Consider the following 15,139-nt stretch of genomic DNA (forward strand, 5'->3'; position numbering starts at 1 on the left):
TTGACATGATGAGATTAATAAGGAAAAGTGATAATCGCTGTTGTCATATAAATTGTTATATTTGTATTCACAACTCAAAATAGGGATACTTATGGAAACGAGAAGACTACCGATCGGCATCAGCGATTACAAGAAAATGATAGATGAGGGCTATTACTATGTGGATAAGACCGATTTTATCCGTCAGATAATAGAAGAAGGCGCTTTGATCACGTTGTTGCCCCGTCCGCGTCGCTTCGGCAAGACGCTGAACCTTTCGATGCTGCGGTACTTCTTCGAGAAGACGGATGGTAACGTGTTCCGCCCGTTGTTCGACGGCAAGCGTATCCGGGAGTGGAAGGATTTCGATAAGCATCAAGGTCAATACCCTGTGATCATGTTGACGTTGAAGGACTGCAAGGCGGATACGTTCGAGGACACGTTGGTCAGGATAGGCTATGAGTTGAAAAACGAGTTTACTCGCCATGCTTACTTGCTCGATTCTCCCAAGATGCGGCCTAATTACTTGGATGACTTTATGGCACTTTATGAGGGCAAGGCTTCCCGGGGGCAATTAGAGGGTTCCATTAGCTTGCTATCCGAACTGTTGACGCTTCATTGGGGTATGCCCCCTCTGGTATTGCTCGATGAGTATGACACCCCCATTCATGTGGCTTTCGACAAGGGCTTTTATGATCGGATGATCGTCTTCATGCGCAATTTTATGTCGATGGTTTTCAAGGACAATACGTCTATCTTCCGCGGTGTAATCACGGGTATCCTCCGTGTAAGCAAGGAGTCGATCTTTAGCGGGCTGAACAATATCGACGTGGATACCTTGCTGGATCGTCCGATGTGTACGGCGTTTGGCTTCACGCAAGTGGATGTCGACACGCTGCTCGACTCATACTCGTTGGGTGATCAGAAGTCAGAGGTCAAGCACTGGTATAACGGTTACCTGTTCGGGAATGAGGTGGTCTATAATCCATGGTCTGTATTGAACTATATAAATAAAGGTGGTGTCTTTGCCCCTTACTGGGTGAACACGGGCTCAGACGTGTTGCTTCGTCATTTGATAGCGGAGGGCCCCTCCCAAGTACGGAAGGGGATCGAGACGCTTGTCCAAGGCGGTAGCCTGTGTAGCGTGATCAACGACAAGCTGGCTTTCCCGGACTTGTTGTCTAGCGCGTCCAACATCTGGTCTTTCATGCTGTTCAGCGGCTATCTGAAAGCGTCGGAGGGGAGAATGACCCCGGATCACTTGATGTCGTACACCTTGGGGGTGCCGAACACGGAGGTTTCCACGGTTTTTTCTACGATCATCCGGGGCTGGATCAACGACGGCCCCGTGAAGAACGACCGCTTGGAGATGATGCTGCAGGCTTTGGACGAGAACGAGATGAATATCTTCCAGCGGCTATTGAATGACTTCGTCGTGAATACGCTCTCCTATTACGACACGAACGGCCGTGAGCCGGAAAAGGTCTATCAGGCGTTCTTGTTGGGAATGCTGGTTAGCAACGGCGCGTACGAGGTGAGCAGTAACCGTGAGTCGGGTTTGGGCCGTTACGACATCCTTCTTCGTCCCCGTGACCTTGGTGGCAGGGGTTTTATCATGGAGTTGAAAGTGTACGACCCTATGTTTGACGAGTCTGTGGACAAGGTGCTTGATTCCGCCTTGGCGCAGATCGAGAAGAAGCAATACGCCGCCACGCTCCATGCGGCTGGGGTGCGAGACATTCTCAAAATGGCGATCACGTTCGATGGCAAACGTGTGTGGGTGAAGACCACCGAGTAAAATAACACTCCTTATCCTTATTAATCCCGTCATGCGATGATATAATTGTTGTCGCATGCGTGAAGTTACACGGTACCCCCGTCGGGTATCGTGCGGTTTCGTGCGTGCCTTTCCGGACAGTAAGTCCGAAATGTTAAATGAGTAGTGATTTGTAAAGAGACAAAAAGCGAAATGCATGAAAATGTAAAAAAGGAAATAAAATGGAAGATATTGAGAATGAAGAGATGAAAGAAAAAAAGTTGTCTCTTTCTTACGCAGAAAGAGACAACTTTCAGAATGACGGATAAATATCCGTTTTCGGACGTAAAAGTAGCTCAAATTGCTGATAAAGGCAAGGTGAGTGCTTAAATCTTTTGTCAAAATTAAAAAAGACAAACAATAGCGAGCCGTCAAGCGTGACATGCCTTGTCCTATTAACATTTCCAAGGGCTTGAAAAACAGCGGATAGGAGCGTTTATTCTCCTGTTGTCTCTTTCTGCGTAAGAAAGAGACAGCGTGATTCAAGTAAAAAAATGTAAAATGTAGTAGTGAAAAAGCACGTGCAGGTATGGAGGAAATAGGTGTAAAATTACAAAAAGCAGTATTGATCATGATGTCAATAGTATCGATGTTAGGAATGTCAAGTTGTGAGAATCGTCTCGATTCACCCTGCCCATCTACGGGTGAGGGCAAGGCGGTGGAGGTATCGCTCTGCGTGGGTATCGCCGACGAGGTGGATGCCGCATCGCTTGCCGGCGGCACGTCCGGTACGAAAGCGGGGGAGGGCGTTGGTTCCGGCTCCGGTCTCAATGTGCGGCTGCAATCCTCTGCCAAGACCAAGGCTGCCGTAGAAGACCCGTTGGCCACCGCCAAGCCGGATAAGCTTTACGGCTTGGAGATCTGGCAATACGATGCGGGCGGTAATTTTAAAACCGGCAAAGGAGTGAGTTATACGAGCGCCGTTGAGATTGGTTCCTCCTTCACGGTCACGCTGGAGGCTTTGGACAATTGCCAGCTGGTGATAATCGCCCGGGGATATAACGGTTCCGCCTACACGGTGGGTTCCCTTAGCGGGAAAAGCCTTTCCGCCGTGCAAAGCACGACAGCCACGGCATCCATGATCGAGGGGATCAAGAATGAGGGGGATATAAAGGCCATGCCCTATATCCTTCACCTGCCTAAGGTGAACGTAACCTCGGCAGGCGAGATCCAAAGCCCTGACGGTACGGATGTCCGCATCCTCCTGCGCCGCTTGGCTACCCGCCTGACGCTGTCTTGGAAAAACGAATCGGAGAAAACCGGCTATACTCTAGAGCAAGTCCTGCTGCAATCCATCCCCGTAGACTACAGGTTGTTGAAACCCGTCAATGACGATACCTACCCGTCCCTGTTGGATCAATATACCACCATACAGGTGGCAAGCGTCTCGGACGAGGGAAGCTATACCTGCTGGATTCCCTCCGTCGTACGCGGGGAGAGCGCCTACGCCTCCTCCGCTTATTACCGCACGAAGGCGAACGCCCCGAAGGGCAGCGCCTACGCTACCTTCATCTCTCGCCACAAGAGCGACGGCGGCAACGAAACGGATAGCCGGAAGAAACTGAACTACCGCATCTATCTGGGTGGCAGCACCAGCAAGGAGTTCGACTTATACGATAACACGAACTATATATATAATGTAGAGATGTCGCACAATACGCTTCCAGTTGACGACCGTCGCATAACCATCATCGACCCAATCCCTGCCTCGCAGAACAACAACAACATAGTCCCCACAGCGAACTGCTTTATGGTAAAACCGGGTGGAGCGTTCTGCTTCAACCCATACAACTACACTATAAAGGGAGTAGCCGGAGGCAATACGATATTGCGAGACTGGTGCGGCCTTTCGGGCACTACCTTCTCCACCCCGATAAAATCTGTGAAAGTATTGTGGCAGACGCTGGAGGATGGCGACTTGGGCGACCCCGCACTGGGAGTCGTTAACAAATACGCCCCGCAGGTACCGGCCGAAGATGATCACACGAACATCGTGGAGCTAAAGAACGGCGACAGCCTCACGGATGCCCGTATCTACTGCCGTGTCGCTCCGAACACCACGGGAGGCAGTGGCCTTATCGCCGCCTACGATGGCGAGAACGGAACGGGCAATATCCTTTGGAGCTGGCATGTGTGGGTAACGGATTATAGTCCCTCGGCAACAACCGACGCTACCATTCTCTTGCCGGACAACCAGCGCATCTTGAAATTGCAGAACGGGGCGACCTCATATAAGCCCATCATGGATCGTTGCCTAGGCGCCTACGATGGCTATGTGTCCGTCCCCTCCGATATCCTCGATATGTCGCGTGCCAACGGTTTTCATTACCAGAGGGCACGTAAAGACCCTTTCCCCGGAAGCTATACGGCGGAAAAAATAGCGAATCAATATAAATTCACCATCAATGCCGCCCTACCTCCCAAGCATTGCCTGAACAGGTATAAGGCGGACGGAATCACATGGGTGATGCCGACAGGTCTTAATTTCAGCTCGGTTCATCATGCCTATCAGCATCCCGAGGCTTTTGGGCAGCCCCAAAATCAGGAATGGTCATCCAATCCCAGTTCGGATGCGAACGGCAGGCCCACTTGGAGTGACAGCAAAACCGTGCATGATCCATGTCCTGCCGGTTGGCGGGTTCCGACACAGAATGAACTTCAAGTACTAATAAGCCGTAATTCCTCTGACTGGAATACGATACTATCTAATTCTGAAAAAAATGGTGGAGTCCTTTTGAAATACGATAATACGGCAAACGGCACGTACCTGCGATTCTCCGGTTATCCGGCGGATTTGACCACATTAAATAATGTGGGATACACGACTTTCTTGGCTATTACAGCCTCCAATGCCAAAATGAGTAGCGTATTTGTCGCCAGTCGTAGCGGTGGGATCGTAGAAGGGGGAGGAGGACTTAAGTTCGTCGGCAAAGATAACCGTGATGCCCAAAACATCCGCTGTATCCAAGAATAAGATCATGACATAACATATAATTAAACGGATTACTAACAATTAAAAACAAACCAATCATGGCAAACGAGTATTACTGGAAAGTATGGCTTCGGCCGAATTTGTTAACCAAGGATGACGACAACGACTACATCGCGGAGGTATTGACCCAAAAAGACACCCTGCACAACGAGAATATAGCCAACGCCATCATCAAGGAAGGTTCCGAGATCAAGTACGACACCTTGCTCTCTATCATCAAGCAACGCGACCGCATCGTGCGGGAGCACCTCATGATGGGCTACAGCCTACTCACCGAGGTGTGCCAGTACACGCCCCGTATCACGGGCCCTTGGGGAGGCGAGACGGCGAAGTTCGATCCCGCTATCCATAAGCTGACGCTCGATATCGTGCCCTCCGCCGAGATGCGTGACGCGTTGAGCAAGGTGGGCGTGGAGGTTCTCGGAGCCAAGTCTGAGGTAGGGCGCATCGGCATGGTGACCGATACCTTCACGGGATTGTCCAACGGCTCTATCACCCCGAACGAGGACATACTGATCGAGGGCGACCGTATCCGTATTAACGGGGCGGACAGCTCGGTAGGTATCTTTTTCGTGTCGGAAGACGGCGAGAAGGTTACGCCCGTGACCCGCCGCCTCACGCAAAACGACCCCAGCCGTATCATCGCCCGCGTACCGGCCTTGACCGACGGCAAGTACAGGCTGCGCATCGTGACGCAGTTCTCGAAAGGCGTCACCTTGCTCAAGTCTCCCCGCACGATCGAGTACAAGCTGCCGCTCACCGTGGGCGCCGGGGGAGGCGACTCCGAGAGCCCGGATGAGATTTGATCCGGGGGAGGCATCATCCCTAGCACAGGGGAGACATCATCCCTAACACTAGGGAGGCATTGTCCCTAACGCTAGGGAGACACCCTCCCCGACGGCAGGGAACCGGCCCGTACAGAGGGAAAGGAAAAACTATAGATAAACTAGTATATGAGATTAAGACATTTATCGAAAAAAACAGCTTTTTTATTACTCGGCTTCCTCGTCTTGGGAGCTTGCGGTAAGGACGATCCGGAACCACCCGTTCCCGGTTCCGGCGAGGGATTGTTGCGGGTATCCGTGCGACATACGGGCGATACTCCCTTGGCCGTTTTCGCTTATAAGGCGGATGGTTCCAGCGTGGCGGGGAAGGAAGAGCCCGCCGGAACGCCGTCTACGTGGTCGTGGAGCGAGCGGCTCGTGGTGGGGGAGTACGCACTGCTGGTCGCGGGCGCCAACCCCGCCGAAGTCCGGTTGAGCGATACGGAGAATCTGGGGAAAGCCTATGCCGCCGCCCTTCCCTCGGGAAGCGACAGCCTGCTGGTATCGCTGGATAGCCCTCTTTACGTGGAGAGCGTGACGGGGATTAAAGTGACCGATGGCGATGAGACCGCGATCTCATCGACCCCCAAGGATATCCGCCGGATCTTGCGCCTTACCATCGACGCGGGGAAAGGCTTCGGCGGGGCGAAGGTGGAGGGCCGTTTGGACGGGATAGCCTCGTCGGTGCGCCTGTCTGACCGGATAGCGACAGGAGTGGGTGTGCTCGACCTTGATTTCCGTGCCTCGGCTGCGGGCGTGGCGGGCGTTTACCAAGCCGTGGCGGGTATCTTGGGTACGGTGACGCTGGACGGCTCGGACCGGAGCAACGTCTGCACGCTCTCGTTCGAGACCGCCGGCGGCGAGCGTTTCAGCTACAAGGAGAACCTGACCGCGAGCCTGCATGAGGCCATGTCCTCGGGCCGTGATACGCTGGATCTCTCCTTGAAGGTAAGCCCCGCCGTCCCGATCCGCCTTTACACCGGCATCCAGACCCGTGCCGCCGTGGACGTTTTCGACTCCACGCCCGTATCCATCGCCGTAGGCACTTCCGCCGGCGATTACACGGAGCATTGGACGGGGACGGCCACGGAGGGCGATATCCTCTTGGACCCGGAGCGCTACTATCCCACGGACGGCTCTGCGCTTTTCATCCGCAGCTATCACCCCGCCGCCCCCCACGTGAACGGCGAGGTACGGTACGAGCTGACGGGGCAGGAAGACTTGATGCTGACCGATGAGCGGAGCGGTTCCCTGTCCCGCCGTTTCGACGCTACGGAAACGTCCTTGATCCATAAGCACCTGCTGACGCAACTCAGCTTCCGCCTACGTGTCAAAGGAGCGCCGGACGGGTATAGCGTACATGCCGTCAAGCTGAACGGGCTAGCCTCGGTAGCTAAGGTGTCCTTGTCGGATGGAGAGGTGGTCCCGGTCGGGGAGACCAGCTCGGTGATCATCTATTCTTCCGATGACGGGAATGGTATCCCCGTGGTGGATGGCGTAGTGACGCTCCCCGGATTCGTGCTGGTGCAGCCCAAGGCCTCCTTGACGCTTGACATGACGCTCGCGCCGGAAGGTGATCCCGCCTCCGGGCAGGATTTCAAGGATCTCCCCGTCTCGTTCGGTGGCGAGGGCAACGAGAGTGGAGGGGCTTACGATATTGAGATCTCGCTTGAGATACCCGTTGATCCGGAGGAACCGGACGATCCCGATACTCCCGAGGAACCCAAGGAGCCGGATCCCTTCGAGGAGTACCAAGTAAAGATAACGGCAACCGTCACCCCGTGGAAACCGGGCAATGGCGGCAACGCCGATTTATAGACAAGATTATTTAATTCATATTTTTTATTAATACTTTAAAATTACAAGACAAATGAAAAAGATTTTGACAATGGCGGCTGTGGCCCTGTTAGCGGCAAGCTGCTCGAACGACAAGGATGTGATCACTCCCGATTTGGGTACGGCGAACGCTCCGGTAGCGATCAAATTGACACAAAGCGTGGAAGGTATCACGACTAAAGCCCCGATCACGAGCGGATCGCAGGTGGAAGGTATCGTGGTGATGGTGGACGTGACTTCCGGACACGAGCATGATTGGGGTAGCTTTAATCCGGTTTACAAGAATGAGATCGATGGAGCTACAAAGGAATTGAAAACTCGTGCCAACGTAGCCGGCGCTGTATTTACGGCTGGGACAGAGACGGATATTACCTTGACTCCCACCTTGTATTATGATAATGCGCAGGCGAGTCCTAAAAACTCCCATATTACGGCGGTCGTTCCTTCCGGAACAATCGAGTCCTCAAAAGTGGTTTTCGGCAAGGTGGACGGCTTGCAGGATGTCATGACGATCGGTGCGGATCAAGATGCCGGAACTGCAGCGTCACCAAATCAGGATGGATGTAAGTTGACGTTTTCACACAAGACCACCCAATTGGTTTTCGCCGCTAGTTACACTAGTGTGGCTGATAACAAAGGAGAATGGGCCGGAAAGGACGTATCCATCAAGAGCATCAAGGTTTTGGGCACGCAATTGCCCCAATCCGTGAACCTGACAAATGGTGACGTGAATTGGGCTACTGCCTCCGATTTCTCTGTTCCCAATATCACGACAACCACCCTTTCCACGACAGCTTCTACGATTAGCCCGGCGGTAATGGTCGCTCCGTCTAACGATATCAAGCTGAACGTAACGATCAACGTAGGCGGTACGGATCGTACCTTCTTGAATGTCCCGGTGATGGACTCAAAGAATGCAGGTGAAAAGTTGAATGCCCAAGAAGGCTATGCCCATACGGTTACGTTGAACATTACCGAGCCAGACAAACCTACAGGAGATAATGTGAAGGCACTGGAAGTGAAAGCCACTGTCAACGAATGGAAACAGGGTAACGGCGGAACCGTTGACTTGAAATAATCCCAAATATCCCTCAACCATCATGAGACAACTCTCTACATACATATTGTCGATGATAGTCATGGGATCGTTGGCCGCTTGCTCGGACAATGGATCGACGGGAGGTGAGATACCTTCCGCCGATCCTCCGATCGAGCTTCGGGCGACGTACCCGGACACGTCCATAAGCACGAAAGCGGAAGTGGGAGAGGCGGAGGCGTTCAAGACCACCCTCTTTTGCGTGACCCGTCTCGACGCCATCACAGGTGTTCCCGACTATACGAGTCTTGCCGATCGTTTCTCCACCCCCGTATCCGACGTGACCACAAGTTGGGCCGATGCCGTATTCTACGAGGAATGGGTAGAGCGGACGGCTGATGTGGCGGTAGGCGGGAGTATCTCATGGGATGCCTCTCGTAAGCACCATTATCCCCGCATGGGAGCGAACGTGTATCTGGTCGGCGTATCTCCCGTGGCGGGCGATAACTCGTACGATGCCGCCGAGGGTACCGTAAGCTATACCCTTGACGGGCATATGGACTTGATGTACGCCGGTCCCTTGGCGGGTAATAAGTGGGATGGTAACCGGTTTACGGGCAATACCGTCGCCGGGGTCGAGGCGAATCGCTCATTGAATTACGCCCACCTGCTTACCCAGCTGGTATTCAAGGCAAAGAAGCATGATGCCGGAGGACTGGAGGTGAAGGTGAACAAGATTATCGTGAAAAGCATACCTACGGCGGTAAATGTTCCGCTGGCTACGGGCGAGGCTGTCTTCTCCGGTTCCTCGGAAGTGATCCTTGAGCCTGCCGGCAACGCCACGGTAGGGGCATCAAATGTCGGTCCCATCGATCTGGGCTGCTTGTATCTGCCGCCTACACCCGATCCGGGCAATGTAAAAATAACGGTCGAGACTTCGATCGGTACCTTTACCGACGTATCCGTAAAGATGGGTGATGAAATATCTGAGGATAATTTCAAGCCCGGTTTCTCTCACGTGATCACGTTGGATATCTACGATGCCTCTTTAGGTATCTCCTCCGTGGAGGTAGCCGAATGGACTCCCTCGTATGTCGATGGCAACCTAGACTTGATCCACTGACTGACTAAACGAATTGAACAATTAATAGAACGAATCAAAAAAAGTAATCATGAGAAAACTGATAAACTATAAACTACTCTTTCTTTCTCCCTTCTTCTTGGCTGCCTGTAGCAACGAGGACAATATCCCCTCCATCCTCCCTTCCAACCAGCCGGATGCCGTAGAGCTGGGGATTACGGCGGGGGTGACGCTTACGAAAAGCGTGATAAATTCGGGTACCCAAGCTAACGCTAGCAAAGATGATGTCATGAAAAGCGTGGCGGTGTACGCACGCTTAAAGGGGACAGTCGTATCGGGTGAAGATCCTTATACGAATGCGAAAAGCAATAATTACGCATTATATACTTATTCGACAACAGGAACCGCAGGCTGGAAAAGTGGAGAGAATAAGAAAATATATCTGACCTCCGAAGTGGCAAAGATATACGCTTATTATCCGGCTTATCAGCCCGGAACAAATCAAGAGTTAGCCACAACCACAGCTCTAGTATTATCTGATAATACCGCTACGGATAACTCCACAATCCCAGTAACGGTCTTTGCTGGAACGACTGATGATGCGCATAGGGATTATCCCTCGACATTAATAGACAACTCTGAAACGACAAATACCAATAAGGCAAAGATTAATTCAGCGAAAGGTGAAATCGATTATATGTGGGCGGACCAAGGTAGCTCTGAGACGAATTGGATAACTGCGAGCAACACGAAAAAGGAAACCTCTATAGATGCCTCTGTTGATCTAACCATGAAGCATGCCTTGACTTTGGTTAGTTTCCGCATTTACAATGATGGAACTTATAAGAATAAAGGTGTGCTATCGAAGATACAGTTGAAGGATGTACCTAATCAAAAGGTAAGCGGTAATAGCAATCCTCTTGCTACGATGAATATTGATAAGGGAACCTTGGCTAATAATAGTTCCTTGACAACGGGATCTTATATCCGTGAGTTTGCTACTGGCGCTACTTATACCTTGAAAAAGAAAGGAGACTCTGGTTTATCAGACGATAATGCAGCTAAAGGGGCTTCATACCGATTCAGCATCTTGGCTTTGCCGATAACTAACCAAGCCCTAAATAATACCAAAGCCATCTTTACGATTGATGGAGCGGATTATGAGGTAGCGTTAGCTGATAATGCGACAGGAGTTACTTGGGAGCAGGGGAAAGAAAACATCTATACCGTAAAACTTAGCGGTAAGGAATTATCCATAGGCACCGTAACCGTAGCCGCTTGGGGCACCGTAACCGGCAATGATGATTTGAAAGTTAATTAACTTACAGTCTAGGGTTGTAGAGACGGGGCACGCCCCGTCTCTACAACAAAACACGAAACACGAAATACAAAACACGAAATCTGTGTAGTAACAATCAGACCGGGTGGTAATAATAAAACCGGGTGGCAAATAAACGAACAATATAAACAACGATAAATATGAAACCGTATAGATACCTATTATTAACAACAGTATCGCTTTCCCTTTTCGCCTGCGGCGGCGAGGATGGCGAAGACCCCATCGTACCCCCGGTTGATCCGGATACCCCTGTCGCCCTGTCCCCGCAGATCGCCAGCGTAGCCCTTACCAAGGCCACTGCCACATCCGGCGATATAAAGGCCATCGGCTTATATGCCGTAAATAACGAGACCAGTGAAAACCATTACGGCACATCCCCCCAAGGTACATACGGTCAATACACCCTCCAAGAGGGTTCCTTAAAACCCGCTACGATAAACGGTAAGGATCAAACGATCTGGCTAAGCACCCAGCAAGCCATAGTCTACTCTTGCTATCCAGTCACGGATGCCACCACGATAACCGCGGCCGGAAATGCCTCTTCCCCGGTCTATACCATCCCGGTACGGGCTAATGCCATAGTCTATTCGAATACGGTAACGAATGCCTCCTCCTTGGATTTCACAGTTCCCGGTAACGATTATATGTATGGTGTAGCCTATAACACTTCCACGAATACCTTTGGAACAACTCAACCCATAGCCGATAACGGCCACAGAGCCTCCGATTCAAAAGGCGAGAAGATAAACCTAGGCCTTAAGCATGCCTTTTGCTTGGTAAGCCTAAAGTTCAAGAAACACACGGACTACGCCGGTCCTTGCAACCTGACAAAAATAACCTATAGTCGCCCCATCCCGACACTACAAACGAATGGTACCACCACCATGAGCCTAAAGGACGGAGCCCTCGGCAACCTAACCGGAGCGAAGGCGGGTACACCGGTAAAGTACGAGTACACGGTAAATGGCGGCGTAACCGTTGCCGCTACCACAGACGGAATCGAGTTCATCAATTACGGCGTACCATTCCCCTCCGGCACTGCAAATGTTACCGCCGCTACCTTGACCGTCGTAGTAGATGGCAAGGAAATGAAACTAGACACCATTACCGACGGTGGCGAATGGTCCGCCGGAAATAAATATACATACACCATCTCCATCCACGGTACCGGCCTTAAGCTGGACGGCTTCAATGTGGTAGGGTGGACGAATGAATCATCCGACAATACAAGTACGACTATCTAAAAAAACTATACGACCTATGATACAGGATATTTACAAAAACACACGTCCGCTACACCTCGGTGTAGGCCTGTTGGCGATACTGGCGCTCTTATCCGGCTGCTCCTCCGACGACTCCTTGCCGGAAGACACGACAGGGGCATTCTTACAACCCGTATTCCACATGAGCGGTGTCGAGACCCGCTCCATCATAAGCGGAACCTCCACGACGGAGGGTGAGGGAAGGATTAACGCGGTAAAACTTTTCGTTACTAAAGCAGAGGACGGCTATACTCCCTATGGCGGGGTTGGTACGGCGGGGGATGCCGGCCTTTCCACCTTCACCTATCAGTCGGTAGGTAGCGGCGGAAACGATTGGGTAGGCGATCCCACTGTGAATTTATCGAGTGTAAAGGCCCGGATCTATGCCTATAGCCCGGCGAACGCCATCTTGACAAAATCATCAACTAACACGGCGCATACTATAGCGACCACCCTTCCCGTTCACCAGAATTTCTATGGCGGCAAGGGATGGGATTCTGACGCTACCGATTATATGTACGGTTCCGCCAGCAACACGGTAGGAGAGGTTACCGCTATTACGGCCAGCAATACCACGCCGTCCGGCGGTTCCCCCTCAAGCGGTACTTATCAGCCGGAAATCTACCTGCAACATGCGTTGGCCCGCCTTTCCTTCACGATGCAATCCGCCACGGGACGTTCCGTGAATACGACCTATGATTACGTGAAGAAGATAACGTTGAAGACATCCCCCAATGCGTTCACTACCGGCACGGGAACGATGCAGATCGCGGATGGAGCGCTTGGTGGAGGAACAAAGGTAGCCGAACTCACTTTTACCCCTAAAAACGATGTGTCGAGTAATACCACCGCCATACTTTGCGGTGCCGCGGGTGTTCCGGTGGAGGTAGGCTATGGGTTGGTGGCTCCTTTGGCATCGGTTGACATGACCCTTACGGTAGTGGTCGGCAAGCGGGATGACACTACGGATGACCGGACGTTATCCGCCAACTTAAGTCAGATCACTTGGAAAAGAGGACATACCCACAAAATACAAATAACCTTATCCAACCGAGCGATTACGGTGAACGCCAATATCGTCCCTTGGATGGAGAGCGGTTCAGCAGGAACGGGAGACGTTAAGCCCGGCGGCTATTAATTACGGCATAAAAAGAAAAATATGACTATGAATTACATGAACCTCAGTTTAGCATGGATGGGAGCCTTAAACATGGCGCTGGCTCTCTCCGGTTGCACGAACGGGATAGAGACGGGGCTTTCCGCTCCGGAGGGAATCCCGGTGACGGTACTTGCCGAGATCAGCCCTGTTACCAAAAGCGGCGAGGCGGTTAGCTCGGATAATAGTTTCGATAGGACATCCTTCCTTTCCGGCGATCAGATAAAGGTGACAAGGACAAAAAAGGCAAGTGGGACGGCGGCTCCCCAATCGGCCAGCTATCGGTATGACGGGACTTCCGCATGGACCGTGGTGGGAACCTCGCCTGTGACCTTGGAGCCTGCCGTTACGTATTCGGCGCAGTTTCCGGCGGATTACTCGGCCATCAACCAGTTTCAAACCACGAGCACTGCTTATCTGGCCAGTAACCTGCTGAAAACGGGTGATGCCACATCCAGCGACGGTACGCTGGACTTTACGTCGAGCGGCAAGCCCTTTACGCACGTCAATTCGAAGTTGACCTTGAAGTTTACCGTGAACCGTGAGACTACCATCGCCAATGATGCCGTATTGGTAGCGGCGGCGGGGATACGTACGGCTGTATCTACGAACCAGACGATCACGCTATATCGGCCTTACCCGGTCGATGCATCCCGGAAATATGAATGGTGTGGTATCCTAAGGGCTGTAGGTGGTAGTGCGGGAACCCCTGCTACGGATCTAACGGTCTCTCTCACTTGCGATGGTGTTACCTACAAGGCTACCTTAACGGGTTGTGCCTTGCGGACCGGTTACCACTATACATATAATTTGACCTTGCATAACGACATGCTGATCCCGGAAAGTTGTACCATCGGCAAATGGACGGATGAGATCATGGCTGGAGGAAATTTAACTTAACAACTATATAGCATTATGATACATTATACTATGAATATACGACAAACCATGCTCCACCTGTCCGGAGGCTTATTGCTATTGCTCGCCCCCGCCTGTACCTCAGAGGTGGATCTGGAAGGTGGACAGCCCTTGGAGGTGACGGCGGAGATCGTTTCTTCTCTGTCTACCCGTGCCGTCGACGCTACGAACTATGATAAGAGTAGCTTTAGTACGGACGATGAGATACAGATTAATGGTGGGAGCCAGACCGTGACTTACCGAAAGGATGCCACGAACGGGTGGATTCCGAAAACGGCGGGAAGCTCGTTGACGGTTTCCGGATCATCTACGGCTTCTTCATTCTCGGCCTCATATCCGGCAGCTTTCACCTTTATTCTGCAAGACCAGAAATCCTATGAGAATTTCTGGCAAAGCAATAAACTGGAAGCGAAAGGCGGCTCTAACGTTACCTTGAGTAGCAACAAGGTAAACTTTACCTTTATGCCGGTAGCGGCGAAGATCACGATCTCAATTAATTATGCCTCATCAGGGGGTGCTACTACAAAATATAAGAATGTGACGGCTACCTTGGCAGGCAATGGCATCCGGACTGGTGCCTCTTCTTCTGAAACGATCGAGATGTTGCATACAGGGGATAATACCGTAGCTAGCGATAAGCATACTTTCGTCTGTATCTTAAGACCGGGAGCGAATATGAGTTTCAAGCTAAGCGTTTCCCGTACGCTTGACGGTGCTTCAAGTCCAGAGGCTACACAACAAACATTTACTCAGCCGGCATACACATTTGGGGCTAGTAAGAACTATGTATATAACTTCACGTCATCCGATGAATTGATATTGACTTCCGTGGAAGTAATGGGGTTTAAGGAGACAACGGTTCCCGACAATCCTGTTAGCGCCACTTGATCCATTTAAAAT

Annotated in this window: 11 protein-coding genes; all 11 read left to right on the top strand. The window is 51.6% G+C overall.

The features are described from left to right. Window positions 1-91: 91 nt before the first annotated feature. The 11 genes from DW205_RS09135 to DW205_RS09185 all read left to right on the top strand — a co-directional run bounded on the left by DW205_RS09135 (window position 92) and on the right by DW205_RS09185 (window position 15,127). On the top strand, window positions 92-1,777 hold the full coding sequence (locus DW205_RS09135; protein ID WP_005862565.1) for an AAA family ATPase: 1,686 nt from the start codon (window positions 92-94) through the stop codon (window positions 1,775-1,777). 592 nt (window positions 1,778-2,369) lie between these two features. Next, a complete protein-coding gene (locus tag DW205_RS09140) occupies window positions 2,370-4,769 on the top strand; it encodes a DUF4906 domain-containing protein (protein ID WP_121963078.1) in 2,400 nt (799 codons plus the stop codon). 56 nt (window positions 4,770-4,825) lie between these two features. Then, complete coding sequence (locus DW205_RS09145; protein ID WP_005862562.1) at window positions 4,826-5,593, top strand: DNA-binding domain-containing protein; 768 nt, start codon at window positions 4,826-4,828, stop codon at window positions 5,591-5,593. A 147-nt stretch (window positions 5,594-5,740) separates the two neighbouring features. Beyond that, entirely contained in the window at window positions 5,741-7,429 is a 1,689-nt protein-coding gene (locus DW205_RS09150; protein ID WP_005862559.1) for a fimbrillin family protein, read from the top strand. A 52-nt stretch (window positions 7,430-7,481) separates the two neighbouring features. Next, window positions 7,482-8,525, top strand: coding sequence for a fimbrillin family protein (locus DW205_RS09155; protein WP_005862557.1), 1,044 nt, complete (start codon window positions 7,482-7,484; stop codon window positions 8,523-8,525). A gap of 22 nt (window positions 8,526-8,547) precedes the next feature. Continuing rightward, window positions 8,548-9,606 carry a fimbrillin family protein gene (locus DW205_RS09160; RefSeq protein WP_005862555.1) on the top strand — a complete coding sequence of 353 codons (1,059 nt, stop codon included), beginning with the start codon at window positions 8,548-8,550 and terminating at the stop codon, window positions 9,604-9,606. A 49-nt stretch (window positions 9,607-9,655) separates the two neighbouring features. Next, window positions 9,656-10,885, top strand: coding sequence for a fimbrillin family protein (locus tag DW205_RS09165; RefSeq protein WP_005862552.1), 1,230 nt, complete (start codon window positions 9,656-9,658; stop codon window positions 10,883-10,885). Between the two features lie 158 nt (window positions 10,886-11,043). After that, window positions 11,044-12,147, top strand: a complete 1,104-nt coding sequence (locus DW205_RS09170; protein ID WP_005862551.1) for a fimbrillin family protein — start codon at window positions 11,044-11,046, stop codon at window positions 12,145-12,147. A gap of 16 nt (window positions 12,148-12,163) precedes the next feature. After that, window positions 12,164-13,303 (top strand): hypothetical protein, encoded by a 1,140-nt coding sequence (locus tag DW205_RS09175; protein ID WP_005862549.1) that lies wholly within the window; start codon window positions 12,164-12,166, stop codon window positions 13,301-13,303. A 21-nt stretch (window positions 13,304-13,324) separates the two neighbouring features. Beyond that, a complete protein-coding gene (locus DW205_RS09180) occupies window positions 13,325-14,221 on the top strand; it encodes a fimbrillin family protein (protein WP_005862547.1) in 897 nt (298 codons plus the stop codon). A gap of 30 nt (window positions 14,222-14,251) precedes the next feature. Next, window positions 14,252-15,127: a hypothetical protein gene (locus tag DW205_RS09185; protein ID WP_227793824.1), complete on the top strand. Its 876-nt coding sequence runs from the start codon at window positions 14,252-14,254 to the stop codon at window positions 15,125-15,127. Window positions 15,128-15,139: the final 12 nt, after the last annotated feature.

This window comes from Parabacteroides sp. AM17-47, from assembly GCF_003434625.1.
Classification (GTDB): Bacteria; Bacteroidota; Bacteroidia; order Bacteroidales; family Tannerellaceae; genus Parabacteroides; species Parabacteroides distasonis.

What these genes read in the sequence shown, in the direction of transcription:
- DW205_RS09145 (WP_005862562.1), top strand. Translation starts at nt 4,826, where the DNA reads ATGGCAAACGAGTATTACTGGAAAGTATGGCTTCGGCCGAATTTGTTA.
- DW205_RS09175 (WP_005862549.1), top strand. Translation starts at nt 12,164, where the DNA reads ATGATACAGGATATTTACAAAAACACACGTCCGCTACACCTCGGTGTA.
- DW205_RS09185 (WP_227793824.1), top strand. Translation starts at nt 14,252, where the DNA reads ATGAATATACGACAAACCATGCTCCACCTGTCCGGAGGCTTATTGCTA.
- DW205_RS09165 (WP_005862552.1), top strand. Translation starts at nt 9,656, where the DNA reads ATGAGAAAACTGATAAACTATAAACTACTCTTTCTTTCTCCCTTCTTC.
- DW205_RS09160 (WP_005862555.1), top strand. Translation starts at nt 8,548, where the DNA reads ATGAGACAACTCTCTACATACATATTGTCGATGATAGTCATGGGATCG.
- DW205_RS09140 (WP_121963078.1), top strand. Translation starts at nt 2,370, where the DNA reads ATGTCAATAGTATCGATGTTAGGAATGTCAAGTTGTGAGAATCGTCTC.
- DW205_RS09155 (WP_005862557.1), top strand. Translation starts at nt 7,482, where the DNA reads ATGAAAAAGATTTTGACAATGGCGGCTGTGGCCCTGTTAGCGGCAAGC.
- DW205_RS09170 (WP_005862551.1), top strand. Translation starts at nt 11,044, where the DNA reads ATGAAACCGTATAGATACCTATTATTAACAACAGTATCGCTTTCCCTT.
- DW205_RS09150 (WP_005862559.1), top strand. Translation starts at nt 5,741, where the DNA reads ATGAGATTAAGACATTTATCGAAAAAAACAGCTTTTTTATTACTCGGC.
- DW205_RS09180 (WP_005862547.1), top strand. Translation starts at nt 13,325, where the DNA reads ATGACTATGAATTACATGAACCTCAGTTTAGCATGGATGGGAGCCTTA.
- DW205_RS09135 (WP_005862565.1), top strand. Translation starts at nt 92, where the DNA reads ATGGAAACGAGAAGACTACCGATCGGCATCAGCGATTACAAGAAAATG.